21 protein-coding genes are annotated in these 24,062 nt (G+C 64.3%); 8 read left to right on the top strand and 13 right to left on the bottom strand.

The annotated features are described in order from the left end of the window. Positions 1 to 132 precede the first annotated feature (132 nt). The 7 genes from murQ to NKI49_RS16180 all read left to right on the top strand — a co-directional run bounded on the left by murQ (position 133) and on the right by NKI49_RS16180 (position 8,728). Positions 133 to 1,056, top strand: a complete 924-nt coding sequence (murQ, locus tag NKI49_RS16210) for an N-acetylmuramic acid 6-phosphate etherase (RefSeq protein ID WP_352598903.1) — start codon at positions 133 to 135, stop codon at positions 1,054 to 1,056. Positions 1,057 to 1,178: 122 nt separating this feature from the next. After that, positions 1,179 to 2,696: an ABC transporter substrate-binding protein gene (locus NKI49_RS16205; protein WP_352598905.1), complete on the top strand. Its 1,518-nt coding sequence runs from the start codon at positions 1,179 to 1,181 to the stop codon at positions 2,694 to 2,696. Positions 2,697 to 2,844: 148 nt separating this feature from the next. Continuing rightward, positions 2,845 to 3,804, top strand: a complete 960-nt coding sequence (locus tag NKI49_RS16200; RefSeq protein ID WP_352598907.1) for an ABC transporter permease — start codon at positions 2,845 to 2,847, stop codon at positions 3,802 to 3,804. Next, positions 3,804 to 4,643, top strand: a complete 840-nt coding sequence (locus tag NKI49_RS16195) for an ABC transporter permease (RefSeq protein WP_352598909.1) — start codon at positions 3,804 to 3,806, stop codon at positions 4,641 to 4,643. Before NKI49_RS16200 ends, NKI49_RS16195 begins: the two co-directional genes overlap by 1 nt. Continuing rightward, positions 4,640 to 6,388, top strand: a complete 1,749-nt coding sequence (locus tag NKI49_RS16190; RefSeq protein ID WP_352598911.1) for an ABC transporter ATP-binding protein — start codon at positions 4,640 to 4,642, stop codon at positions 6,386 to 6,388. Before NKI49_RS16195 ends, NKI49_RS16190 begins: the two co-directional genes overlap by 4 nt. A 229-nt stretch (positions 6,389 to 6,617) precedes the next feature. Continuing rightward, complete coding sequence (locus tag NKI49_RS16185) at positions 6,618 to 7,607, top strand: serine hydrolase domain-containing protein (protein WP_352598913.1); 990 nt, start codon at positions 6,618 to 6,620, stop codon at positions 7,605 to 7,607. A 5-nt stretch (positions 7,608 to 7,612) separates the two neighbouring features. Beyond that, entirely contained in the window at positions 7,613 to 8,728 is a 1,116-nt protein-coding gene (locus NKI49_RS16180; protein WP_352598915.1) for an anhydro-N-acetylmuramic acid kinase, read from the top strand. Here NKI49_RS16180 and NKI49_RS16175 read toward each other — a convergent pair. The 3 genes from NKI49_RS16175 to NKI49_RS16165 form a co-directional block, all read right to left on the bottom strand. Next, positions 8,725 to 9,153 carry a GNAT family N-acetyltransferase gene (locus NKI49_RS16175; RefSeq protein WP_352598917.1) on the bottom strand — a complete coding sequence of 143 codons (429 nt, stop codon included), beginning with the start codon at positions 9,151 to 9,153 and terminating at the stop codon, positions 8,725 to 8,727. The two genes, NKI49_RS16180 and NKI49_RS16175, sit on opposite strands and share 4 nt — an antisense overlap. Positions 9,154 to 9,218: 65 nt before the next feature. Beyond that, positions 9,219 to 10,610, bottom strand: coding sequence for a sigma-54-dependent transcriptional regulator (locus tag NKI49_RS16170; RefSeq protein WP_352598919.1), 1,392 nt, complete (start codon positions 10,608 to 10,610; stop codon positions 9,219 to 9,221). Next, positions 10,607 to 12,415, bottom strand: coding sequence for a sensor histidine kinase (locus tag NKI49_RS16165; protein ID WP_352598921.1), 1,809 nt, complete (start codon positions 12,413 to 12,415; stop codon positions 10,607 to 10,609). Before NKI49_RS16165 ends, NKI49_RS16170 begins: the two co-directional genes overlap by 4 nt. A gap of 315 nt (positions 12,416 to 12,730) precedes the next feature. On the opposite strand from NKI49_RS16165, the gene NKI49_RS16160 reads away from it, so the two are divergent. Beyond that, entirely contained in the window at positions 12,731 to 14,059 is a 1,329-nt protein-coding gene (locus tag NKI49_RS16160; RefSeq protein WP_352598923.1) for a dicarboxylate/amino acid:cation symporter, read from the top strand. A gap of 107 nt (positions 14,060 to 14,166) precedes the next feature. Here NKI49_RS16160 and NKI49_RS16155 read toward each other — a convergent pair whose 3' ends face one another. The 10 genes from NKI49_RS16155 to NKI49_RS16110 form a co-directional block, all read right to left on the bottom strand. Continuing rightward, positions 14,167 to 15,189 carry an ROK family protein gene (locus NKI49_RS16155; protein WP_352603865.1) on the bottom strand — a complete coding sequence of 341 codons (1,023 nt, stop codon included), beginning with the start codon at positions 15,187 to 15,189 and terminating at the stop codon, positions 14,167 to 14,169. Further along, on the bottom strand, positions 15,186 to 15,908 hold the full coding sequence (locus NKI49_RS16150; protein ID WP_352603867.1) for a ribulose-phosphate 3-epimerase: 723 nt from the start codon (positions 15,906 to 15,908) through the stop codon (positions 15,186 to 15,188). Before NKI49_RS16150 ends, NKI49_RS16155 begins: the two co-directional genes overlap by 4 nt. Continuing rightward, entirely contained in the window at positions 15,905 to 16,735 is an 831-nt protein-coding gene (locus NKI49_RS16145; RefSeq protein ID WP_352603869.1) for an alpha/beta fold hydrolase, read from the bottom strand. The genes NKI49_RS16150 and NKI49_RS16145 overlap by 4 nt, the downstream gene beginning before the upstream one ends. Next, positions 16,735 to 17,553 (bottom strand): sugar phosphate isomerase/epimerase family protein, encoded by an 819-nt coding sequence (locus tag NKI49_RS16140; RefSeq protein ID WP_352603871.1) that lies wholly within the window; start codon positions 17,551 to 17,553, stop codon positions 16,735 to 16,737. The genes NKI49_RS16145 and NKI49_RS16140 overlap by 1 nt, the downstream gene beginning before the upstream one ends. Further along, positions 17,553 to 18,629 (bottom strand): Gfo/Idh/MocA family protein, encoded by a 1,077-nt coding sequence (locus tag NKI49_RS16135; protein WP_352603873.1) that lies wholly within the window; start codon positions 18,627 to 18,629, stop codon positions 17,553 to 17,555. The genes NKI49_RS16140 and NKI49_RS16135 overlap by 1 nt, the downstream gene beginning before the upstream one ends. Positions 18,630 to 18,633: 4 nt before the next feature. Further along, a complete protein-coding gene (locus NKI49_RS16130) occupies positions 18,634 to 19,455 on the bottom strand; it encodes a sugar phosphate isomerase/epimerase family protein (protein WP_352603874.1) in 822 nt (273 codons plus the stop codon). A 207-nt stretch (positions 19,456 to 19,662) separates the two neighbouring features. Then, a complete protein-coding gene (locus tag NKI49_RS16125) occupies positions 19,663 to 20,505 on the bottom strand; it encodes a carbohydrate ABC transporter permease (protein WP_214471291.1) in 843 nt (280 codons plus the stop codon). A gap of 2 nt (positions 20,506 to 20,507) precedes the next feature. Further along, complete coding sequence (locus tag NKI49_RS16120; RefSeq protein WP_352603877.1) at positions 20,508 to 21,404, bottom strand: carbohydrate ABC transporter permease; 897 nt, start codon at positions 21,402 to 21,404, stop codon at positions 20,508 to 20,510. Between the two features lie 142 nt (positions 21,405 to 21,546). Then, complete coding sequence (locus NKI49_RS16115) at positions 21,547 to 22,794, bottom strand: ABC transporter substrate-binding protein (RefSeq protein ID WP_352603879.1); 1,248 nt, start codon at positions 22,792 to 22,794, stop codon at positions 21,547 to 21,549. 110 nt (positions 22,795 to 22,904) lie between these two features. Continuing rightward, positions 22,905 to 24,050: an ABC transporter ATP-binding protein gene (locus NKI49_RS16110; RefSeq protein WP_352603881.1), complete on the bottom strand. Its 1,146-nt coding sequence runs from the start codon at positions 24,048 to 24,050 to the stop codon at positions 22,905 to 22,907. Positions 24,051 to 24,062 lie beyond the last annotated feature (12 nt).

The raw sequence follows: 24,062 nt of genomic DNA, 5'->3' as shown, positions 1-24,062 counted from the left end.
TGACGTAACGAATATGGAATTCTAAGACGTTAACGAAACGGGGTGGCGGCGACGGTAGAAGTACGCGTGTACTGGCGCCGTCGAGGAACCGCTCTCGTTACCGGCTGAGCGACCTGATTTGAAAGCATTGGGATGAGCGAGCAAGGTTTGATGTCCGAGCTGGACCGGCTGGTTTCCGAAGGCCGGAATCCGCGGACCATGGACATTGACCTGCTGCCGACCATCGACGTCCTGCGCAAGATCAATGACGAGGACCGGGTGGTCCCGGCGGCCGTCGAAAAGGTGCTGCCGGACATCGCGGCCGCGGTCGACCGGATCGTGCTCGCCTTCCAGAAAGGCGCGCGGCTGATCTACATGGGCGCCGGCACCAGCGGCCGGCTTGGCGTTCTCGACGCTTCGGAATGCCCGCCCACTTTCGGCGTGCCCGAAGGCATGGTCGTCGGCCTGATCGCCGGTGGTCCCGACGCCCTTGTGCGATCCCTGGAAGGCGTCGAGGACGATCCGAAAATGGGCGCCCAGGCGCTGCGGGAGATCGGGCTGACCCCAGACGACGTGGTGGTCGGCATCGCGGTCAGCGGGCGCACGCCCTATGTCATCGGCGGATTGAACTATGCAAGACAGGTGGGCGCGACGACGGTGGCCCTGTCCTGCAATCCGGCATCGACCATAGCCGGCGTCGCCGACATTGCCATCTCGCCGCTTGTCGGGCCGGAGGTGCTGACCGGCTCGACGCGGCTGAAATCGGGAACCGCGCAGAAGCTGGTGCTCAACATGCTGACCACAGCCAGCATGATCCGCATCGGCAAGAGCTACCAGAACCTGATGGTCGACCTCAACCCCTCCAACAAGAAGCTGGTCGCCAGAGCGATCAGGATCGTCATGCAGACGACCGGTTGCACGGCGCCGCGGGCCAGGCAGGCGCTCGGCCAGACAGGCAATGACGTGAAGCTGGCGATCCTGGTGACCATCACCGGCATGGGCGTCGAGGAGGCGCGCGCTGCCCTCGCCAAGGCTGGAGGCTTCCTGCGAAAGGCAATCGGCGACGCGATGGCGTGAAGAAGCCGCGTGGGATACGACGGCGTGAAGCCGCATAGGCTGGGCCGATACTCCAAAGCATGTGTGCCTTGGAAAGGCCCGCGGAAACTGCAAGGCAAGTTCAATCATAATGGGAGAGAGAAATGGCACGGCACCTCACAAGAACACTCCTGTCAGGCATCACTCTGGCGGCAATGCTCGGCATTGCGACGGCTTCGACGCAAGCTGCGACGCTGCACATGGCCTGGTCGCAGGACGCCACGGGACTTGATCCGCACAAGCAGACGGCCTTTTCCTCACTGCGGCTCCTGGAGCTGATCTACGAACCGCTGGTGCGGGTCGATGCCAGCCTGCAGATCACTCCCGCCATCGCCACGTCCTGGGAGTTTTCCAAGGACGGCAAGGAGCTGACCTTCAAGCTCGATCCCAAGGCGAAATTCCAGGGCGGCGCTGCCGTGACCCCGGCCGACGTCAAGGCGTCGTTCGAGCGCATCCTCGACGAGAAGACGGGCGCCGCCGCCCGCGCCAACTTCCTGTCGATCGCAAGCATCGACACGCCGGATGCAGGAACCGTGGTGTTTCATCTGTCGCAGCCCGACGTGCCGATCCTGACGGCGATGAGCGACGTCAACGCGGCGATCGTCCCGGCAAGCGAAGTCACGGCCGGCTCGATCGGCACCAAAGCGGTCGGCTCCGGCCCGTTCAAGCTCGACAGATGGGACCCCAACGCCAAGGAGGTTCTGAGCGCCAACAAGGATTGGGCCGGAGGTGCTACCGGCGTCGATGGCATCGAGATCAGCGTGCTGCCGGACGAAGCGGCGATCCTGGCCGCCATGCGCACCAGGCAGATCGATTTCGCGCTGCTCAACGACCCGCTCGTCGCCACGCTGGTGCCGAGGGAACCCAGCCTGCAACTGAACCGCGTGCCGGTGCTGGCCTATCACGTGCTGCAGCTCAACCCGTCGCGCAAGCCGATGACAGAGCTAAAGGTGCGCCAGGCGATCTCCTGCGCCATCGACCGGCAGGAGGTGCTGGACACCGCTTCGCTCGGCGAAGGCAAGGTCACCGGACCGCTGACCATCCCTGCTCTGGCGACCGATCCGAGCCAGCTGTTCTGCTATAAGCGCGATGTCGGCAAGGCCAAGAAGCTGATGACGGAGGCCGGCTTTGCCGATGGCTTTTCGGCAACCGTGATCGGCGCCACCGGCGAGCCGCCGACAGCGGCGGCGGAAGCCCAGGTCATCCAGTCGCAACTGGCTGAAATCGGCGTCAAGCTCGACATCAAGATGATGGAGCTCAACGTCTATGTCGACGCCTGGCTGAAGGGCGATTTCGACATGGCGATCGCGCTCAATGGCGGCCGGGCCGACCCTTACACGATGTACAACCGCTATTGGACCAAATCAGGCAATCTGCAGAAGGTGGCGAACTACATCGACGACACGCTCGACAGCCTGATGCAGAAGGGCCGCGCCGAGACCGACCCGGCGGCGCGCAAGGCGATCTTCGCCGAGTTCGAGAAGCACCTTGCCGAAATGTCGCCGTGGATCTGGCTCTACACCTCGTACAGCTATACGGCCCAGCAGAAGAACATTGCCGGGTTCGTGCCGACGCCGACGGGCACGCTGTTCAGCCTGAGCAAGGTTACCATCCAGCAGTAGCCGCCGCCGGCCCTAGCGTCGGATGATTTCAGGTCGAATCGACCTGAAATCTGAATCCGCCTCTAGATCAAAGGGATAGAGCATGATGTCGTCCGAAAACCGCTTCATACTTTTCGGCATCATGCTCTAGGCGAGAGGACTTCTTCGCGTGAACTATCTGATGCGACGACTGGCGGCGTTTCCTCTCGTCCTGCTTGGCGTGTCCATCCTGGTCTTCGTGGCGATCCGGATGGTGCCGGGCGATTCGATCACCGCGATGCTGGGCACCGAAGCCGGCCTGCTGACGCCGGCGCAGCGGGATGCGCTCGCCGCCTATTTCGGCATCGACCAGCCCTGGTTCGTCCAGTACTGGCGCTGGATAGGAGGCATTCTGCACGGCAATTTCGGGATCTCCGTCACCTATGGCCGACCGGTGCTGGACGTCATCCTCGAACGCTTTCCGCTGACGCTGGAGCTGGCGGTGCTGTCGATGGTCATCGCGCTCGCGGTCGGCATGCCAGCCGGGATTTTTGCCGCCACGCACAACGAAAAACCATCCGATCTCGGGGTGCGCGTCGTCGCCATGATCGGCCAGTCGACGCCGAGCTTCGTGCTTGGCCTGCTGATCATCTACACGCTGTCGGCCGGTTTCGGTGTGCTGCCGGCGATGGGCGAATTCGCGCCGCTTTGGCAGGATCCCCTGCGCAATCTCAGCCAGTTGATCCTGCCCGCCGTCACGCTCGGCTTCGCCTTCGCGGCTTCCGTCACCCGCATCTCGCGCTCGGCCATGCTCGACGTGTTGAGCGACGACTATGTGCGCACCGCCCGCAGCAAGGGCGCCTCGGCGCGCAGCGTCATCTGGCGGCACGCCTTGCCCAATGCGCTGATCCCGGTGGTGACGCTGAGCGGCATCGAATTCGGCTATCTCCTCGGCGGCGCCGTCATCGTCGAGCAGATCTATGCGCTGCCCGGTCTTGGCCGCATGGTGCTGGACGCGATCCAGCAGCGCGACTACGCGCTGGTGCAGGGAAGCGTGCTGTTCGTCGCCTTCAATTTCATGATCGTCAACCTCCTGGTCGATCTCGCCTATGTCGCCCTCGATCCGCGCATCCGACTGGGAGAGCAGTGATGCGCGTCCTGCGCGCCATCTTCGGACACGGCAGCGGCCGCATCGGCGGCGTCATCGTCGGCGTCTATGTCATCATCGCCATCCTCGGTCTGCTCGGGCTGACGCCGCACAATCCCATCACGCAATACCGGATCGACCGGCTGCACGCACCCGACAGCGCCTATTGGATGGGCACCGACCTGTTCGGCCGCGACGTCGCCAGCAGGTTGATGGCCGGCATCGGGCAGTCCTTCACCGTTGCCTTTTTCTCGGTCGCCGTCGCGACCCTTGCCGGCACGGTGCTGGGGCTGGCCGCCGCCTGGCTGGGTCGCCGCTGGGACGGCGTCGTGATGCGGATCATGGATGTCCTGCTCGCCTTCCCGGCCATCCTTTTGGCGCTGCTCATCGTCACCGTTGCCGGACCGGGCACATGGACCAGCGTCGTTGCCATCGGCATCGTCTACACGCCGATCTTCACGCGCGTGGTGCGCGGCCCTGCTTTGTCGCTCAAGGCGCGCGAGTTCGTCGACGCCGCGCGTACTTTCGGCAGCAGTTCGAGCTACATCGTCACGCGGCATTTGCTGCTCAATCTGGTGGCGCCGTTGACGGTCCAGGTGACGCTGGCGCTGGCCTGGGCACTGCTGACCGAGGCTGGCTTGAGTTTCCTCGGACTGGGCACGCAGCCGCCCGCCGCCTCGCTCGGCCTGATGCTGAGCGACAGCCGCAATTTGATGGAGACGGCGCCCTGGCTGATGATCTTCCCGGGGCTGACGATCATGGTCAGCATCCTCGGCTTCAACCTGCTTGGCGACGCCTTGCGCGATATCCTCGATCCGAGGATGCGGAGGGCGCCGGCATGACCCCGCTGCTGTCCGTCCGCGATCTGCGCGTCGGCTTCGGCCGCACTCCGCAAACCAATGAAGTGGTGCGTGGTGTCAGCTTCGAGGTGGCGGACGGCGAGACGCTGGCCATCGTCGGCGAAAGCGGTTCGGGCAAGTCCGTCACCGCATTGTCGATCAATCGGCTCATCGATTTCGGCGGCGGCCGCATCACCGGCGGCTCGATGAGGCTGAAACGGGCCGGCGGCAGTCTTTTCGACCTGATGACCGCGACCGAGCCGCAACTGACCGGCATTCGCGGCGCCGAGATCGGCATGATCTTCCAGGAGCCGATGACATCGCTCAATCCGGTGCTGACCATCGGTTCGCAGATCGAGGAATCGTTTCGCCTGCATCGCGGCTTGTCCGGCCGGCAAGCCACGGCGGCGGCCAAGGATGCGCTCGACCGCGTGCGCATTCCCGATGCGGCGCGGCGGCTGAAATACACGCCCAACCAGCTGTCGGGCGGCATGTTGCAACGGGTGATGATCGCGATTGCGCTCGCCTGCAACCCACGCCTGCTCATTGCCGACGAGCCGACCACGGCGCTCGACGTGACGGTGCAGGCGCAGATCATGGCGCTGCTTGCCGAGTTGAAGCGGGAAACCGGCATGTCGATGATCTTCATCACCCATGATATCGGCCTGGTTGCCGGCATCGCCGACAAGGTGATGGTGATGCAGAACGGGCAGGCGGTGGAGCAAGGCGAGCTGAACCAGATCCTTGACGATGCGCGGCACCCCTACACGCGGCATCTGCTGCACGACGTGCCGCATTTCGCCAACGGCCGCGCGACGCGTTCGGACGGGCGGCGCGACGAGGGCGCAGGCACGGAACCGGCCCTGGAGGTCAACGGGCTGGTGGTGCGGTTTCCCCTCAAGAGCAATTTCTTCAGCCGGGCCACGGGCGCGGTGCATGCCGTCGATGGCGTCGACTTCGACCTGATGCCGGGCGAGACGCTGGCCATCGTCGGCGAGAGCGGCTCGGGCAAGTCGACCACCGCGCGCGCGGTGCTTGGGCTGGTGCGGTCGACGCGTGGCAGCTTCTCGGTCGGTGCCCGCAAGGCTTCCGCGCAGCAAAGCGCCAAGCCCGTCCAGATGGTGTTCCAGAACCCCTATGCCTCGCTCAACCCGAGGCTGACCATAGAGAGCATTCTGGCCGAGCCGGTGATCGCCACCGGCGGCCGGGTGAATGCCGAGACGCGGAGCAGGATGGCGAGCCTGCTGGAACGCGTCGGCCTGCCCAAGAACAGCCTGGAGCGCTATCCGCACGAGTTCTCCGGAGGCCAGCGGCAAAGGCTATGCATTGCCCGTGCGCTGATGCTGAACCCCTCCGTGGTCGTTCTCGATGAAGCGGTGTCGGCGCTGGATGTCTCGGTTCAAGCCAAGGTGCTGGAGCTGCTGGTCGACCTGCAACGCGAGTTCGGGCTGGCCTATCTGTTCATCTCGCACGATATGGCTGTGGTCGAGCGGATCGCCCACCGCATCGCCGTCATCTATGCCGGCCAGATCGTCGAGATCGGCGACGCGGCCTCGGTGCTGTCGAAGCCGAAACATTCCTATACGAAAAAGCTCATATCAGCCGTTCCGACCATCGACCGGCGGAACGAGCGTTTCGAGATCGACACACGCCAGGTGCCCTCGCTGGTGCGCCCGCAGGGATTTGAGCCGGCGGAGGCCAGGTGGGAGCGGTTTGGTGGGGATCATATAGCGAGGGTGGAGGCGTGATGGGTTGTGCCTTTGGATGTGTGAGGTCGGCGGGACAGCGCCCCCCTCTGCCCTGCCGGGCATCTCCCCCACATGGGGGGAGATCGGCAGCTTCGGCTTTCCGCCCACCTTCCAACGCAGGAGATTGGCGAAAGCGGTGGCCACATCCAATCTCCCCCCTCGTGGGGGAGATGTCCGGCAGGACAGAGGGGGGCGCGACGGATCGCTGCCTTTCAGACGGAGGCTCGCATTGACGGAGCTCTTCGATCGCGCATTCCAGCCATTGGCAGCAGCAGTAGCCGCCAAGCGCATTCCCGGCGGCGTGCTCGGCATCGTCGACCGCAACGGCGGCCGCATCACCAGGGCGATCGGCTCCGCGCAGCTCGTGCCGCAGCAGCGACCGATGCGCGAGGAGACCTGGTTCGACTTGGCATCGCTGACCAAGGTCATCTTCACCACGCCGCGCATCCTGGCTCTGGCGCAAGACGGCGTCATCGATCTCGATGCGCCGCTGATCTCGGTGCTCCCAGACCTTCGCCAGTACGATGCAGGGGCCTGGGAACGGAAGCTGACGTTCCGCCAATGCCTCGGCCACCAGACGCCGTTCCCGGCGGTCGAGCCGATCTACACTTACGGTCGCGATCCCGAACTGCTGCGCGCCTTCATCCTGCAGCGCGAATGGCGGGCACGTGACCCGGTCTATTCCGATATCAACTTCATCCTCCTCGGTTTCGCGCTGGAGCGGCTGTCGGGAAAGACGATCCGCGACATGGAGCCCGGGCCGGGCTTTGCGTGGTCCGCCGAACCGGATACCGCCGCTGCAACGGAAGACTGCACCTGGCGCCATCGCGTGCTCTCGGGTGAAGTGCACGACGACAATTGCGCGGCGTTGCAGGGCGCCGGGCATGCCGGCCTGTTCGGTACGGCGGCCTCGGTGCTCGATTTCGCCCAAGGACTGCTGACCGGCGCACCCGAACGTTCGATCGCGCTGATGCGGCAGCCCTTGTCCGCCACCCGCACCCATGGTTGGGAGCGTCCCTATGACGGCTGGTCTGGCGGCGCTTTGTGCAGCCCGGGAACGATAGGCCACACCGGCTTTACCGGTACGGGGCTGTGGATCGACTTCGACAGCGGCAAGGCGTGGACCTTGCTCACCAACCGGATCCATCCGACACGTCATTTCGACAGCGGAATCGTTTCGCTTCGGCAGGCGGTCGGCGATCTCATTAACGGGGACTAGTGATCATGGAACCAATCTGGGCCGTGGGCCTGATGACCGGCACCGTGCTCGACGGCAACATCGATGTCGCGCTGATCAAGACCGACGGCGAACGGATCGACGATTTCGGCACCTACCGGCTGATGCCCTACCCCCCGTCGATCCGCTCCCTGCTGGAAGAGACGCTGAGGCAAGCAAGGGCCTGGAACTTCACCGGGCCGGAGCCGGCGATCTTCCGCGAGGCCGAGGAGGCGCTGACGCGCGCGCAATCGGCGGCGGTCAGGGCACTGGTCGAAGGCTATGGGATGACGATGGCGGACATCGGCGTCGTCGGCTTCCACGGCCAGACAGTGCTGCATCGCGCGCCGCAAATCGGCCGGCTCGGCCAAACCCGGCAGCTCGGCGATGGCGAACTGATGCATGCGATCCTCGGCACCAAGGTTGCCTATGATTTCCGCTCTGCCGACATGCGCGCCGGCGGACAGGGCGCGCCTTTGGCGGCCGCTTATCACACCGCGTTGATGCGCAGCGCCGGCGCCAGCGGCGAGGTGGCCGTGCTCAATCTCGGCGGCGTCGCCAACATCACCTGGTGGGATGGCGCCGACAATGTCGTTGCCTTCGACACTGGCCCCGCCAACGCCCCGCTCAACGATTTCATCAAGTCGAAGGGGCTCGGCGAAATGGACCGCGACGGCGCGCTTGGCCATGCGGGCAAGGTCGACGAGGCCCGTCTCGCCAAGCTCTTGCAGCACCCCTATCTGACCAAGCCATACCCCAAATCGCTGGATCGTTTCGACTTCGGCGCCGCGATGGCGGACGGCCTGAACGCCGAGGATGGCGCGGCCCTGTTGACCGCCTTCACGGCTGCCGCAGTCGGCAAGGCGCTCGACCTTCTGCCGGGCCGGCCGAAAAAGCTGGTGGTCAGCGGCGGCGGCCGCCACAACCCGACGATGATGGCGATGCTCGCCAGCCGCGCCGGCGTCGAGGTGGTGCAGGCCGAAAGCCTCGGCTGGAGCGGCGACGCTGTGGAAGCAGAGTGCTTTGCCTTTCTCGCGGTTCGCGTGCTGCGCGGCCTGCCTATCAGCTTCCCGAGCACCACCGGCGCACCACAGCCGATGTGTGGCGGACGCCTCGCCGGCTAAGCCCCGGACAGCGTCTTCTGCAGGAAGATGCGGCTGCGGCCGACGGGGAAATCGGCAAGCGTGCCGAAGGGCTGATAACCCTGGCGCTGATAGACCCTGGCGGCGTTCGGATTGAAAGTGTCGATCCAGGCATTTTTGCAGCCGCGCGCCACGGCTTCCTGTTCGGCCGCGTCCAGCATCCTGCCGGCCATGTGCCGGCCGCGCAGCCTTTCATCGACCCACAGCCACTGCACGTAGAGCCAGCCCCAGGCGGTGTAGCCCGAAATACCGGCGACAATCGCTCCGGCATCATCGCGCACGAACACCGCCAGGGCCTTTTTTCCCGATGCACCGACATCACCGTCGTTGAACGCCGTCAGGCGCTCGCCGAGAAAGGCGAGTTCTTCCGGCAGGGGGTCGGCGGTTGTTTCAAGTGTCGTGTTCATGGCTTTTTCCGACATCAACTGCTGGATGCGAGCCCAGCTTTACGAAGGGTGGCGCTTGCTTAATTCTATGTCTGTTCCCGAACAGGCTGCGCATCCGGACCGCCGCCATTGCGGAATTCGGACGCGGCAATGCCGTAGCGCTTGAGCTTGTCGTAGAACGTCTTGCGCGGCACGCCGAGCGCATCGATGGCGCCGCGCACATCGCCACCATGATCGCGCAGCGCATCGCGGATGAGCTGCGCCTCGTAGTGGCCGACCCGTTCGGGCAACGTGGCCGCAGGCTCCGGCGATTGCGCGGGGATCGCCCTCGTCTCGTCTTCCGGGCCGAGACCGAGCACAACGCGATCGGCAAAATGCGCGAGCTCGCGCACATTGCCGGGCCAGTCATGCGACTGGAGGTGGTCGCTCACCGCGGCGTTCACCTTCGCGACAGGCCGGCCGAACCGCTCCGCCGCCTTGCCGAGGAAATGCCCGAACAGCATCGGGATGTCGCCGCGCCGCTCGCGCAGCGGCGGGATGCGCAGCGTCACCACGTTGAGGCGAAAATAGAGATCCTCGCGAAAATCGCCGCGCTGGTCCGGCCGGCCGAGATCGACCTTCGTCGCCGCGACCACCCTCAAATCGATACGCCTGATCTCGTTCGAGCCAAGCGGGGTGAGGCTGCGCGTTTCGAGCACCCGCAGCAGCTTGACCTGGAGGGCCGGCGGCATGGATTCGATCTCGTCGAGGAACAGCGTGCCGCCGCTGGAATGCTCGATGCGGCCGATGCGCCGCCGTTGCGCCCCGGTGAATGCGCCGGCCTCGTGGCCGAACAGCTCGCTTTCTATGACGGTCTCGGGCAGCGCGCCGCAATTCAGCGCCACGAAGGGTTTCGCGCGCCGCCGCCCCCATCTGTGCAGGAGGTCCGCCACCACCTCCTTGCCGGTACCGGTCTCCCCTTCCACCAGCACGTCGACATCCATGTCGGCGATCTGGCGCAAGGTCTCGCGCAGCCGCCGGATGGCGGGTGCTTCGCCGATCAGCGGCAGGCCGTCGGCGGCCTGTGTGGCGGCTTCGCGCAGCCGCCGGTTCTCCATAACCAGCCGCCGCTTCTCCGAAGCCCGCCGCAACGCCTCGATAAGCCGGTCTCCGGCGTAGGGCTTGGAAATGAAATCGTAGACGCCGTCCTTGAGTGCCGCCACGGCGAGATCGACGTCGCCATGCCCGGTGACCAGGATCACCGGTATATCGGGGTCGATCGCCTTGACCCGGTCGAACAGCTGCAAACCGTTCATGCCCGGCATGCGGATATCGCTGACGACCACGCCGTCGAAATTCCTGTCGACGACGGCAAGCGCCGCCTCGGCGGCATCGAGTGCGATCACTGTAAAGCCGGCAAGCTCGAGCAATTGCATGGTGGCGTGAAGCAGGTCCGCATCGTCGTCGACGAGCGCCACCAGCCGTGATCCCTCTGTCATTCAATCCGCCTCAAATCGATGGTAAAGGATGCGCCGATGCCGCTGCCGGAATCGAACCGCAGCGTGCCGCCGAGTTCCTGGGCGATCTCCTGCGAAATCACCAGCCCGAGGCCCAGCCCCTTCTCCTTGGTGGTCTGGAACGGCATGAACAGATTGCCGGCCGCCTCCGGCCCAAGGCCCGGACCATTGTCGCGCACCGAAATCAGCACGTGATCGTCGCGCTCGGCGAGTTCGATCTCGATGCGGGGATCGGGTTGGTCCTTCATGGCGTCCAGCGCGTTCTGCAGCAGGTTGACCAGGATCTGCTCCAGCCGGATGCGGCTGGCCATCACCACCGGCGAGGCGGAGCCGCGCGGCTTGACGATGGTAACGCCGGAATCGCGGATGCGGCCGGACAGCAGCGACAGCGCGCCGTCGATCGCCTCGCGCACCGGCAGCGGCGAGGCGGCAACGCCGGGCCGGCGGGCGAAAGTACGCAACGTGCTGGTGATCGCGCCGATGCGCTCGGTCATCGAGACGATCGAGGTCAGGTTGGTGCTGGCCGGCACCGTCTTGCCGCGTTCGAGAAAACGCCCGGCATTTTCAGCGTAAGTGCGGATCGCGGCGACCGGCTGATTGATCTCATGCGCCACGCCGGCGGCGATCTGGCCGAGGATGGAGAGCCGGTTGGCCTGGGCGAGATCGTCGCGCAGCGCCCGGACCTTGGCCTCGGCGTTTTCGCGCTCGGCGATTTCCTCGGCGAGTGCCGTGTTGGAGCGCGTCAGTTCGGCCGTTCGCGTGCTGACCCGGCTCTCGAGCTCGACGTTCATTCGCGCCAGCGCCTCCTGCCGCAACAGGCGAGCGCGCCGGCGCCGGGTGAGTATGAAGGCGAGCAGGCCGGTCAGCAGCAGCCCGAGCAGCGTGGTCAGCCGAGCCGTGTTGGCGGCGGTGGTGAGAGCGGTGTCGGCTGGCGTGAGCAGCCACAAACGCCAGCCGGGAACCGCACCCGGAAAATCCTGCACCACCTCGACGAACTGGCGCGGCTTTCCGGCAATGCCGATCGCCGCCAAGCCATCACCAGCACCGCGCCGTATCGGCAGCGGTTCGAATCCGGCATCGGGCAGTTGTAGCTGTTCGTGGGCAGCGGCGGCGTCCTGTGCCGACAACGGCGCCAGCGCATGAAACCGCCATTCGGGCTGGCTGGTTGCCAGCACCACGCCGTGTTCGTCGGTGACGAAGACGAGAAAGCCGCTGGAGCGCCAATTGGCTTCGACGCTGTCGAGTTCGACCTTCAGCACCGCAACGCCGAGCGGCTTGCCGGCATCGTCGACCCGGCTGGCAAGATAGAGACCCGGCCGGCCACTGATCGTGCCGAGGCCATACTGGCTGGCGGCGCCCGTCGCCATTGCTTCGTTGAAATAGTGGCGAAAATTATAATCGATGCCGACAAAGCTCGCCGGCTCGCCGGCATTGCTGGCTGATATGGCGATGCCTGACGTGTCGATGACATAAATGGCGGACGCCGATGCATCGCCGGCAATCGCCCTGAGCTTGTTGTTGAGGGCCGTGTCTTCCGTTCTTCCGGCCCGGCGAAGTGCCTCGCGCACCGCATCGTCGCGTGCCAGCACAAGTGGCACCAGGCGCTGCTTTTCGATTTCGCCGGTCAGGGTTCCCGCCGCCAGCGGCAGGGCGGCAAGCGCTGTGTCGCGCAGATTGTCGGCCGCCTCGCCGGAGGCGATGCGCCCGGCAATGACGATCGCACCCGTCAGGACCGCGAGGGCGATCGCGACGACAAGCCAGCGGCCATCGCGCAGGCGGGCTGCCATCTCACGCAGCAGGTCACTGCCGGAAGCTGAGCCGCTATCTGTGCCTGCTTGCGGCGTCTGCCCTCTCCATTTTTCGTCGCGCCCTCGCGGCCACTCTAATGCGAAATTCCGCCCAGGCAAATGTCGCCTGTGCGGAAATCCGCACAAGTATTCTCGGCGGGACCTCGAAAAGCGCCGAAATGCCGGGGTTTCAGGCTTTCCCCGATCTGGCACAGGGCTTGCAAAAGTTGTTCCCAGCGGCGTGCGACCGGAACGCCGCGATGGGAGAAGTCACGCAGGGCGGTGCATTCCGTCCATCCGGCCAGGGAGAGTTCGATGCACATCGCAGACCAATCAGGCGCGCCCGCCGCGCAGCGGAAGCCTTTCTACGCCCAACTCTACGTGCAGGTACTCGTCGCCATCACCGTCGGCATCTTGCTCGGCCATTACTACCCGTCGATCGGCGAGAGCATGAAGCCGCTTGGCGACGCCTTCATCAAGCTGGTCAAGATGATCATCGCCCCGGTGATCTTCCTGACGGTGGCGACCGGCATCGCCGGCATGAGAGACCTGCAGAAGGTCGGGCGTGTCGCCGGCAAGGCGATGCTCTATTTCCTCACCTTCTCGACGCTCGCCCTCATCATCGGCCTCGTCGTCGCCAATGTCGTGCAGCCGGGCGCCGGCTTCAACATCGATCCGGCAACGCTCGATGCCTCGACTGTCAACACCTACGCGGCCAAAGCGCATGACCAGTCGGTCACCGGCTTCCTGATGAACATCATCCCGGGGACGATCGTCGGCGCCTTCGCCGATGGCGACATCCTGCAGGTGCTGTTCTTCTCGGTTCTGTTCGGCATCGCGCTGGCGCTGGTCGGCGACCGGGGCGCGCCGGTGCTCAACTTCCTGCAGGCGCTGATGGCGCCGATGTTCAAGCTGGTCAGCGTGTTGATGAAGGCGGCCCCCATCGGCGCTTTCGGCGCCATGGCCTTCACCATCGGCAAATACGGCATCGGCTCGGTCATCAACCTCGCAATGCTGGTCGGCACCTTCTACGTGACGTCGCTGCTGTTCGTGTTCGTCGTGCTGGGTGCGGTCTGCCGCTACAACGGGTTCTCCATCCTGTCCCTGATCCGCTACATCAAGGAAGAGCTGCTGCTGGTGCTGGGAACGTCCTCTTCGGAAGCCGCCCTGCCCTCGCTGATGGAAAAGATGGAGAAGGCCGGCGCCAAGCGTTCGGTGGTCGGGCTGGTCATTCCGACCGGCTATTCCTTCAACCTCGACGGCACCAACATCTACATGACGCTGGCGGCATTGTTCATCGCGCAGGCGACGAACATCCATCTGTCCTTCGGCGACCAGATCCTGCTGCTGCTGGTTGCGATGCTTTCGTCCAAGGGTGCCGCGGGCATCACCGGCGCCGGTTTCATCACCCTTGCCGCCACGCTTTCGGTCGTTCCGTCGGTGCCGGTCGCCGGCATGGCGCTGATCCTCGGCGTCGACCGCTTCATGTCGGAGTGCCGGGCGCTGACCAATTTCGTCGGCAACGCCGTCGCCACGCTGGTTGTCGCCCGCTGGGAAGGCGAACTCGACGAAGCCAAGCTGGCGAGCGCATTGGCGGGCAAGGCCGACGACAGCCTGCCGGCGGACATCGTTCCCGCCGAGTAGGCTGCGCGGTTCAAATGCCAATGCCGACGGCCGGAAGCATGCCGCTTCCGGCCGTCGGAGCTATCTCGGCATCGCTGTGGGACGTGCGCACGCCGCGCAGCCTGAGCTCAGCCGGTGAAGTCCCTCCTCGTGTTCGGATATGTGCTTGGACCGACAGGCATGCGGGCCGCCAAAGTACCCCCGTCATCGAACAGGACAAGGCTGGCGGCGCCGACCAGCCCGGCGTGGCGGCCAAGCTGGGCCTGGACGACGGGGACGTCGCGATAGGCGCGCATGGCCCGCTGCCTGATGGTCGCCTCTATTGCCGGAGCCATCAGGTCGAGGCCGTTGGCAATGCCGCCGCCGACGACCAGCACGTCAGGCGAATAGAGATGCAAGAGGTTGGTGAAGCCGATGCCAAGCCAGCGGGCTTCCTCCTCCAGCAAGGACAGAGCGAGATCGTCCCGCAGCCGCGCCGCCTCGACCACGTGGCGGCCGGTCACCTCACCGTCCGCCGAGAGGCGCCGCAGCGTCGAGCCATCAAAGGCTGATGTCGCGGCATTGGCGCGGCGGCCAAGTGCTGTGCCCGAGGCGATGGCCTCGAAGCAGCCGACGGCGCCGCACATGCAGCGTTCACCTTCATTGGTAATGGTCATGTGGCCGATCTCGGCGGCAAGCCCGCGGCGACCGTGCAGGATGCGCCCGTCGACGACGACGCCGCCGCCGATACCGGTCGAGACGGTGACGAAGACCAGCGAGCGCGCGCCGTGGCCGGCACCGAAGCGCCATTCGCCGAGCGCCGCTGCATTGGCATCGTTCTCCAGCCGCACCGGCAGGCCGAGCCGCCGTTCGAGAATGTCGGCGAGTGGTACGTCCAGCCAGCCGGCGAGTGTCGGCGGGCCGACCGCGATGCCGGCCAGCGGATCGAGCGGTCCCGGCGCACCGACGCCGACGCCAAGGATGGCGAGCGCCGGTGCCTCGGCATGGACGGTCGCCGCCAGCGCCTCGATCTGGCCGATCACCACGTCGGGACCAGCCTGCGCCTGCGTCGGCACCGCCGCGAACGCCAGGATCTTGCCGTCACGGTCGACCAGCGCGGCACGAAGCTCGGTGCCGCCCAGATCGATCGCAAGAGCGGCCTCGTTGCTCATGCCGCGACCTTCAGCCCATGCAGCCAGCCGATGCGGCCGGCCAGATCCTTGTCGCCAAAGGCGAGCGAACCGAGAACCACGGTTTCGGCGCCGGCGGCGCGAAGCCGCGGCACGGTCTCGTGGCGGATGCCGCCGTCGGCCGCGAGCACCACGGCATCCTCACGTCCTGCTTTCCGCAAGATGGCGCGGGCGGCGCCCAGCCTGTCACAGGCCTCGTCCGAAAGGCTCTGGCCCTTGACGCCGATCGCCGTTCCGAGAAGCGTGACGAAAGCGACTTCCGGGACGAAAGGGGCCACCGTCTCGACCGGCGTCTCCAGCCGGAGCACGACGCCTGCTTCGGCGCCGAGTTCACGCGCCAACCGAACCGCGCGCAAACCCGCCTCGCCGTTTTCGGCATGGACGCTGATCATGTCGGCACCGGCCTCGATGAACTGGCGCGTCTGTGCCTCGACGATGTCGGCATCGACCATCAGGTGGACGTGGATAGGCTTCGCCGTCAGCCTGGCGATGCGGGCGACGAGATCGGGAAAGAACAGGAAGGACGGCGCGAAATGACCGTCCGCCACGTCGACGTGATGAAGGTCGACATAGGGCTCGATACGCCTGAGGTCGCTCTCGAAATTAGCGAGATCGGCCGACCAGAGCGAGAATTCGGCGATCATGCGGTCGCGCGGCAATGCGGCGATGGCGGCCGGGCCTGAGAGTGGCTTCGAGATCATGACTGGTCCTGTTGGTTGAAATTTGTGTCGAGAAAGGCGCCGATAGCGGCACGGATCTCGGCAAAGTGGCGGTCCTTGTCGGCAGCCTTCGGCGTCACCTCGACAAAGGCGGCATCGGGGATGGCGTCGGCGAGGCTGCGAGCGGCCGCCAGCGGATGGACGAGGTCGATGCCGCAGCCGATGACCAAAGTGGGGATTGCGAGGCCGGCGGCTTCGGCCCGCGTGACACCGGGCCCGTCATTGGCGATCGCCTGCATCACCTCGGCGAAGACGGTTGCGTTTTCGCGCGCGAAGAAACCAAGCAGCGAAGCGAGATTGTCCGGCGCTTCGTCGCGAAACCGGGACGCGGTCGCGGAAGCCGCGAAGATGTCGCGCGCTTCGTCCAGCGGATGGTTTCGGATGAGCTCCGCCGCTTCGGCGTAGGGGCGCATGTTTTGCGGCGCCACATCGAAGGTCCAGGCAGGACGCACCAGCACCAGGCCAAGGATGCGGTCCGGGTGACGGCTTGCAAGCCGCAGCGCCATTGCCGCGCCCATAGAGATGCCGCCGGCGACGAAGCGTTCGAAGCCAGCCGCATCGGCGGCCGCCAGCACGTCGTCGGTGAACATGGCGATCGAGAAGGGGCGGCGGCTGCCGGCGCCGGAACCGCCTTGCGCCCGGCATTCGACGGTGAGCCGGCGACGTGATGGGCTGTCGGGAAAGTTCTGGGCCACCTGGGCGGCATCACCGCCGAGACCATGCTGGAAGACCAGGGGAACCCCGCCCTGCCCCGTGTCGAATATCCGAAGCGCAGCATCGTCGCGCAGCATGACCGACGCCACCCCCATCAGAGCAGCCCCCGCAGGAAGGCGGCAACGCCGGGGGCTTCGTCGGCGGACAGTCCGTGCGTAACAAGCGGGCCATCGAATCCCACAGCCTTCAGCCGCGCGACGAAATCTGGAAAATCGACGATGCCTTGTCCTGCGGTGGCGAAGCGGCCGTCACCGTGGCGGTCCTTGGCGTGCGCCATGACGATGTGGCCGGCGGCCTCGTCGATCGCTGCGGCGACGATGGCGCGCGCCTCGCCCGGTGTCGCGTGCTCGAAGAGGTTTGCCGGATCCAGCACGATCTTGAGGTGCTTCGATCCCAAGTCGGCGATCAGCCGCGTCGCATCCTTCGCCGAGGTGACGATGTTGGCCTGCTCGGGCTCGATGCCGAGATCGACGCCAGCGTTTTCGGCCAAGGCCAGCGCCTTCGCCATCTCGACGGCCATGTCGGACCAGGCTGCCGGGGTGGCGTTGTCGGGATGATATGCCCATTGATCGGCGGCATTGCGGGAGCCGGTGCAGAGCGTGACCAGCGGAATGTCGAGGGCCGCCGCCGTCTCGATGACGATGGCGAGACGCCGGAGACCATCGTCGCGCACTGCCTTGTCGGGGTGCGCCATATTGTAGGTGCCGGACAGCGCAGCGATCGAGACACCGGTCGATTGCGCGGCGGCGCGGATGGCCTGAATGGCTGCATCAGGCACCGCATCCGGCATCGACGGCAGGCCGGCGCAGGCGAGATTGAACTGCGTCGTCTCATAACCGGCCTGCCGCACGGCTTTCAGCACGGCAGCCGGCTCGGTGCCCGCAAACGTCTTGGCGAAGATACCGAGACGCATCAGACCGCACCCGAGACCGAGGCGAGTTCAATCCGCTCGCCGGTCTCGACAGACCGGGCAATGGCGACCATGGCGCGGATCGAGGCGATGCCGTCCTCGACATTGGCGCCGCGCATCGGCGCACCGGTCAGCACCGTATCGGCAAGGCCTTCCAACTGGCGGCGGAAGAAATGGCCGTCGGCGCCGAGTGGCTTGTGGGCCGTGGCGGTCTTCTCGTGGAAGATATCGACCTCGCTGGCGCGGAAATACCAGGGGTTGAACGTCTTGGCGATCACCGAACCGTTCTCGCCATAGAGCTGAAAACCTTCGTGCCAGTCCATGCGCACGGCGACGGTAAGATCGAGATGGCCGAGCGCGCCGCTGGCGAACTCGGTCTCGACGAACCAGCAATAGGCGCCGAAACGTTCATTCAGGCGGGCGCGCACGGCGACGATTTCGCCGCACAGGAAGCGCGCCGTGTCGACCAAATGCGAGCCATGCGCCAGCATGAAATACTGCCGGAGATCCGCCTTCGGATTGCCCGACGGTTTCTTCGCCAGCTTGCTGGTGACCGGCAGCGGCTGCACCGCATCGGTGTTGGTGTAGCGGTGGGTGGAATCGCAATACCAGGCCTTCAGCGCCAGCACCTCGCCCATTTCGTCGCGGACGAAATCGCGCGCGGCCTCCAGCGCCGGATCGAAGCGCTTCATGTGGCCGACCTGCAGGATCTTGCCGGAGCGCTTCACCGCCGCCGCCAGCGCCTCGCCCTCCTCGACCGAAGTGCCGATCGGCTTTTCGCACAGCACATGCTTGCCGGCGTCAAGCGCCTTGACCGACATCGGCACGTGATAGGCATCCGACGTGGCGACGATGACCGCTTCCAGTTCGGGATCGGCGAGCATGGCGTCATAATCGGCATACATCTTTTGCGGCTCGTGGGTGGCGCCCATGCGGGCGAGCAGGTCGGGCGCGGCGTCGCATATGGCGTAGAGGTCGGCGTTGCCGGCCTTGACGCAGGATTCCAGATGCGCGAACTGCGCGATGGGGCCGCAGCCGAGCACGCCGACCCTGAGCCGTCTGTCCTGTTTCTTGATCATCGTCTCAGGCTCCGTAGCCGCGCATCGTCTGGCGGTTGGTCTTGACCGCGCCGGCGGGATCGGCGGCAGCCGTGTCGGATTCTTCTTCCAGCACCAGCCAGCCGTTGAAGCGCGGCGCGGTGCCGGCGATCTCGATCACTTCACGCGTGTCGCAGACCCCTTTACCCAGCATGGCCCAATTGCCCTTGGCGTCGACGTCCTTCAGGTGGATATAGCGGATGCGGTCCCGATAGGTGGTGAGCGTATCGGACATGTCCTTGTGGCCGCGCAGGATGTGGCCGGTATCGGGCACCCAGCCGACCAGATCGGGGTCGAGCAAGGCAAAGATCGTGTCGTAGTCGGCGCGGTCGAACAGCAGCGTGTTGTGGTGCGAACTCGGATGCACGGCGACGTGGACGCCGGCCTGGCGCCCGAGCTCGCCGGCCCTGTTGTAAACCTCCGCCGCAACGGCGAATTTGTCGTCGCGCGGCCCGTCGGAGACGACGGTCGCCGAGCCCATCGAGACAAGCGCGCCTGGGAAGGCGGCGGCGAAGTCGATCCAACGCTTGGCAGTTTCGAGGTCGTCGCCGATCTTTTCCTTCAACGTGAAACCGCTCTTGGAACCGAAGGCGAAGGAGACCAGCGTCAGGCCGGATGCCCCAAGCGCCGCGGCGAATTCCGCAGGCTTGCCGGCGTAGCGGCCGATCATGGTATCGGTGATCTCGATGCCGGCATAGCCGCCGTCGGCGATCGCCCTCAGCAGATCGTCGGGACCGCCGGTCCAGGCCTTGCCGAGCATTTCCCAGGTGAAGGTCTGGCAGCCGACTTTGAGGTCTTTCACGTTCATCCTTTCATTCCTTGATACCGCCTATTCCTTGATGCGCCCTGCGTCAGCCGTTCGATGATGTGGTGCGGGAAGAGCAACACGAGCACGGTCGGCGGAACGGTGACGACGGCCGCGGCCGCGGCGATATCGCCTGCCGGCAGACAGGCCCAATCATTCGATTGCGGCACGCGGGGGCCTGCTCCTTCGGTTCTCCTTGGGATGGACATCCTACTTGACCGAGCCCGCGGTCATGCCGGCGAGGAAGTACCTCTGGGCAACGAGGTAGATGAGCAAGAGCGGCAGCGAGCCGAGCACGCTCATCGCCATCATCTGGTTCCATTCGAAGGCGTGCTGCCCCATCAACAGCTGGATGCCGATCGGGACGGTGCGCATGGACGTCGACTTCGTCAGCGTCAGCGCAAAGAGAAATTCGTTCCAGCACAACAGGAAGGTGTAGACGGACGTCGCCACGATACCAGGCAATGAAATCGGGACAATCACCCGCCAAAGCGCTGTCCAACTGGTGCCGCCATCGACAGCCACGGCTTCATCGAGATCGCGGGGCAAGGTGTTCAGATATCCCGTCATCAGCAGGATCGCGTACGGCAGTGTAAAAACCAGGTAAGTCAGGATAAGTGCGACATAGGTATCGAAGATACCGTATGAGACGACAAGCCCGAAGAAGGGGATCAAAAGCGTGATCGGCGGAATGGTCTGCGTGCTGATGATGAGTGTGTTCAGGCTGCCTTTGCCGCGGAAGTTGAAGCGGCTGAACCCGTAGGCCGCCAGCAAGGCGATCAGCACCGTTAGCACGGTCACCGCTCCCGCCACGAAATAGCTATTAAAGAAGAAGCGCAGCTTTACCGGGTCGCCAAGGATGGCTGCATACGCTTCCAGAGTGAAGGCCTTTGGCAGGATGGTTGGTGGCAGGGCAAAGATTTCGGTATTCGATTTGAACGAACTGCTCAGCATCCAGTAGATCGGGAATGCCGCGAAAAAGAGCCCCGCTGCAAGCGCTGCATGGAGCGCGACGGTGATCAGCCTGTCTTTCGGCGTATGTCTTTTCCTCATGACTACCGAGCCTTTTGATAGCGAATGTAGAACAGCGTCAGGCCGAGAGAGATCAACAAGATGACCACAGCGCTCGCCGAAGCCTGCGACAGGTTGTAGCTCGAAAACGCCAGCTTGTACGTGTAGGTGCTGAGGACCTCGGTCGAGTAGATCGGGCCACCGCCCGTCGTTATCCAGATTAACGGGAAGACCTGCATGGTCCAGATGAAGTCGAGCAGCGAGATGCTGATGATGATCGGCATCAGCTGCGGGATGGTGATGAAGATCAGCTTCTGGTAGGCCTTCGCCTCGTCGATATCGGCTGCCTCGTAGAAATCCTTCGGAATGCCCTGCAGCCCCGCGAGCAGGCTGACCATCAAGAGCGGATAACCCGCCCAGATATTGGCGAAGGTGACGGCGTGCAGCGCGGTCTCGGGCGAGGAAAACCATTCGACCTTTGAACCGATGATGCCGATTTGCATGAGAATGCTATTCACGACACCGTTCGGCTCAAGCAGGAGGCGCCAGATCACGGCGATAATCACCGCGGTGAACAGCCAGGGCAGTATGTAGAGAACGCGCAGAATATTGCGCAGCGTCGGATTGATGCGGTCGCTGTTCAGCATGAGCGCGAAGAGCATGCCGATGGTCATGTGGAAAATGACACTCATGCATGTGAAGTAGAGCGTGTGCCACAGCGAAGCCCAGAACACGGGGTCGTCGAAGATCGCCTGGTAGTGTTTCAGTCCGGCAAAGGACGGGTCACGACGCAGCACCGCGCTGTTCTGGAACGAGTAGGCGATCACCGTCACCATCGGCAGCAGCATCAGAAGCCCGATTATGAGCAGCGAGGGCGACAGATAGAGGTAGGGTGCGACCGCTCGTTTCAGCTTATGGTGGGAGCGCTTTTGCCGGGTCATGTGCCAACCTTGGGATACGCCTTCAAGAGAAGGGAAGCTTCGTAGACAGATCCATCCATCTCGAATTGCCGATCCGTTGTTGCCGGGTGGCCTGCCCGAAGCCAGGCCACCCGGTCGGAGATTGCAAACGGGAACAGGCCGATCAGAATTTCGCCATCCAGCCCTTCTGAGTGGTGGCTGCGGCTTGTTCCGGAGACTGCTCGCCGGCGAGCATCTTCTGGGCTTGAACGTCCAACTGGGTCATCAGGTCTTCAGGCACCGGCAGGCCGGTGAACTCATTGGCGAGATAACCGGTCTTGAAGATTTCGAAAGCCTTGCCGAAAGCCTTGTCCGAGGTCACGAAATCGGGCTTGGCGTTGACGTTGCCCGGGAAGGCGTTTGCAAGCGACACGAGCTTGGCGTTCACCTTTTCACTCATCAGATATTGGACGAGTTTCCAGGCCTCTTCCTGATGTTTCGAGGCAGCAGAGATGCCGATGCCCCAGGAGGCATAGGGAAGGCCGCGCTTACCGGTATAGTTCTCCACGACCGGCACCGGGATGAGGTCGAAGTTCAGCTTGGGATTGCGCTTGCGGATGAGGTTCACATGCGCGAGCGAGTCGATCATCATCCCGACGCGGTCGTTGACGAACTCCTCGACCTTTTCCTGCTCGGTCTTCGTGGCGATGCCGGGCGAGATGGTGCCGGCGTCGTTGAGTGATTTGACGAAGGTGAGCATATCCACCACCGGTTTGCCCTCAAGGTCTGGCTTGCCGTTCGCCATCATCGACTGACCCGAAGCCCAAACCCACGACATCATGTCGTTCTGGACGCCGGATGGCGTTTGCAGCGACAGGGGCAACACCCAGCCATACTGGTTCTTGTCGGCGTTCGTCATCTTCTTGGCGGCTTCGAGAAACTCCGCACGGGTCGACGGCAGCTTGGTCACGCCTGCCTGGGCGGCGAGGTCCAAATTCACGAAGACCGGATAGACGAAGGAGGCCACGGGAAACATCACCGCCTTGCCGTCCACCTTGATGATGTCGGCGACCTGGCTCTTGTCGAAACCGCTCGCATCCATCATCGGATTCATGTCGGCGAGTGCGTTCTGCGCATTCAGATTGTTCACCCAGGCACCGTCGAGACCGACGACGTCGCTGAGCGTTCCGGTTGCAGCACCAACCGAGATCTGGTCTCGCGTGGTCGCGTAGGGGCCGCTGACCAGCGTCACCTTGATTCCGGGGTTTGCGGCCTCGAAGTCATCCATGATTGCCCTGAGCGAGCCAGCCGGCAATTCGGGCTCCCACCATTGGGTGAATTCCAGCGTCGTATCCGCCATGGCGCCGGTCGCACCAAGCAACCATGCGGCCGCGGCTATTTTCAGCATCGCGGGTCTTATACGAAACGTCATTTTCTCCTCCTTCTTTAGGATCGACCGCACAATGCGGCCGATCGTCTGCTTATTCAGAAGTCTTCTTATGCAGGCGCCTCACCCTCTCCCGCGGGTCTTGTTGCCGATATTCAGATCGCCAGATGCGTCCCGGGATCGAAGAAATGGAGCTTGGCGTCATCCAGGGCCAAGCTGATTTCCGAGCCGGAGCGGACTGTGCTGACCGGTTCGAATTTCGCCACCGCATTCGACGCCAGGCCGAAATCCTGCACCGCGTCAGGGTCGCCGGAGTCCACCCGGACCGCGTCGATGTTGAGATGGACGATATGTTCGGATCCGAGTTCTTCGATCGAGGTCACCTTTGCCGGTATCGTCTGATACTTGCGGCCGGATTCGAGGCTGCTGTCATAGAGATCCTCCGGTCGTATCCCGAACACGATCTTGCGCCCCGCATACGACCTCAAGTCCGGCCTGCGCACGAAGGCTGCATCCTGCAGCCGGATGGCCAAGGCGCCGGATATCAGTTCGTCGCCCGTCAGGGTCGCCTCGAAAAGGTTCATCGAAGGAGACCCGATGAAGCCGGCAACGAAGGCGTTCACCGGCGATTCATAGAGCCTCTTGGGTGTGTCGACCTGCTGCAGCACGCCGCCTTTCAACACCGCGACCCTGTCGCCCATCGTCATGGCTTCGGTTTGGTCGTGGGTCACATATATGGTCGTTACGCCGAGCTGCTTTTGCAGGCTGGTGATTTCGGCGCGCATTTGAACACGCAGTTTCGCGTCCAGATTGGAAAGGGGTTCGTCCATGAGAAAGGCTGCCGGCTCGCGCACCATGGCGCGGCCCATGGCAACCCTTTGACGCTGTCCGCCTGAAAGGTTCGCGGGTTTGCTGTCCAGCAGAGACGTCAGTTGAAGGGTTTTGGCGATCTCGTCCACGCGCTTTTTGCGCTCGGCCTTCGGCTTGCCCGCCAGCCGCATCGAGAAGGCGATGTTTTCGAACACCGTCATATGCGGATAGAGGGCGTAGCTCTGGAAAACCATCGCGATGTCGCGGTCCTTGGGCGGCATGTCGACGACGTCGACTCCGCCGATCCGAAGGCTGCCGCTGGTGACGTCCTCCAGTCCCGCAATCATCCGCAACGCGGTGGATTTGCCACAGCCGGACGGCCCGACGAGAATCAAGAACTCGCCGTTCTCGACCGACAGGTTCAATTGGTCGATTGCGTGAAAATTGTTCCCGTACGTCTTGCAGATATTCTCAAGAACGACTTCTGCCATATTCCTCCCTCC

The sequence above is a fragment of the Mesorhizobium sp. M0587 genome, assembly GCF_040320945.1.
GTDB lineage: Bacteria > Pseudomonadota > Alphaproteobacteria > Rhizobiales > Rhizobiaceae > Mesorhizobium.
The sequence above is the reverse complement of the archived record's forward strand: the minus strand, read 5'-3'. Positions and strand labels throughout refer to the sequence as shown.

What these genes read in the sequence shown, in the direction of transcription:
- NKI49_RS16130 (WP_352603874.1), bottom strand. Translation starts at nt 19,455, where the DNA reads ATGAACGTGAAAGACCTCAAAGTCGGCTGCCAGACCTTCACCTGGGAA.
- NKI49_RS16135 (WP_352603873.1), bottom strand. Translation starts at nt 18,629, where the DNA reads ATGATCAAGAAACAGGACAGACGGCTCAGGGTCGGCGTGCTCGGCTGC.
- NKI49_RS16115 (WP_352603879.1), bottom strand. Translation starts at nt 22,794, where the DNA reads ATGACGTTTCGTATAAGACCCGCGATGCTGAAAATAGCCGCGGCCGCA.
- NKI49_RS16180 (WP_352598915.1), top strand. Translation starts at nt 7,613, where the DNA reads ATGGAACCAATCTGGGCCGTGGGCCTGATGACCGGCACCGTGCTCGAC.
- NKI49_RS16160 (WP_352598923.1), top strand. Translation starts at nt 12,731, where the DNA reads ATGCACATCGCAGACCAATCAGGCGCGCCCGCCGCGCAGCGGAAGCCT.
- NKI49_RS16175 (WP_352598917.1), bottom strand. Translation starts at nt 9,153, where the DNA reads ATGAACACGACACTTGAAACAACCGCCGACCCCCTGCCGGAAGAACTC.
- NKI49_RS16150 (WP_352603867.1), bottom strand. Translation starts at nt 15,908, where the DNA reads ATGATCTCGAAGCCACTCTCAGGCCCGGCCGCCATCGCCGCATTGCCG.
- NKI49_RS16190 (WP_352598911.1), top strand. Translation starts at nt 4,640, where the DNA reads ATGACCCCGCTGCTGTCCGTCCGCGATCTGCGCGTCGGCTTCGGCCGC.
- NKI49_RS16205 (WP_352598905.1), top strand. Translation starts at nt 1,179, where the DNA reads ATGGCACGGCACCTCACAAGAACACTCCTGTCAGGCATCACTCTGGCG.
- NKI49_RS16120 (WP_352603877.1), bottom strand. Translation starts at nt 21,404, where the DNA reads ATGACCCGGCAAAAGCGCTCCCACCATAAGCTGAAACGAGCGGTCGCA.
- NKI49_RS16155 (WP_352603865.1), bottom strand. Translation starts at nt 15,189, where the DNA reads ATGAGCAACGAGGCCGCTCTTGCGATCGATCTGGGCGGCACCGAGCTT.
- NKI49_RS16110 (WP_352603881.1), bottom strand. Translation starts at nt 24,050, where the DNA reads ATGGCAGAAGTCGTTCTTGAGAATATCTGCAAGACGTACGGGAACAAT.
- murQ (WP_352598903.1), top strand. Translation starts at nt 133, where the DNA reads ATGAGCGAGCAAGGTTTGATGTCCGAGCTGGACCGGCTGGTTTCCGAA.
- NKI49_RS16145 (WP_352603869.1), bottom strand. Translation starts at nt 16,735, where the DNA reads ATGGGGGTGGCGTCGGTCATGCTGCGCGACGATGCTGCGCTTCGGATA.
- NKI49_RS16165 (WP_352598921.1), bottom strand. Translation starts at nt 12,415, where the DNA reads ATGGCAGCCCGCCTGCGCGATGGCCGCTGGCTTGTCGTCGCGATCGCC.
- NKI49_RS16140 (WP_352603871.1), bottom strand. Translation starts at nt 17,553, where the DNA reads ATGCGTCTCGGTATCTTCGCCAAGACGTTTGCGGGCACCGAGCCGGCT.
- NKI49_RS16125 (WP_214471291.1), bottom strand. Translation starts at nt 20,505, where the DNA reads ATGAGGAAAAGACATACGCCGAAAGACAGGCTGATCACCGTCGCGCTC.
- NKI49_RS16170 (WP_352598919.1), bottom strand. Translation starts at nt 10,610, where the DNA reads ATGACAGAGGGATCACGGCTGGTGGCGCTCGTCGACGACGATGCGGAC.
- NKI49_RS16195 (WP_352598909.1), top strand. Translation starts at nt 3,804, where the DNA reads ATGCGCGTCCTGCGCGCCATCTTCGGACACGGCAGCGGCCGCATCGGC.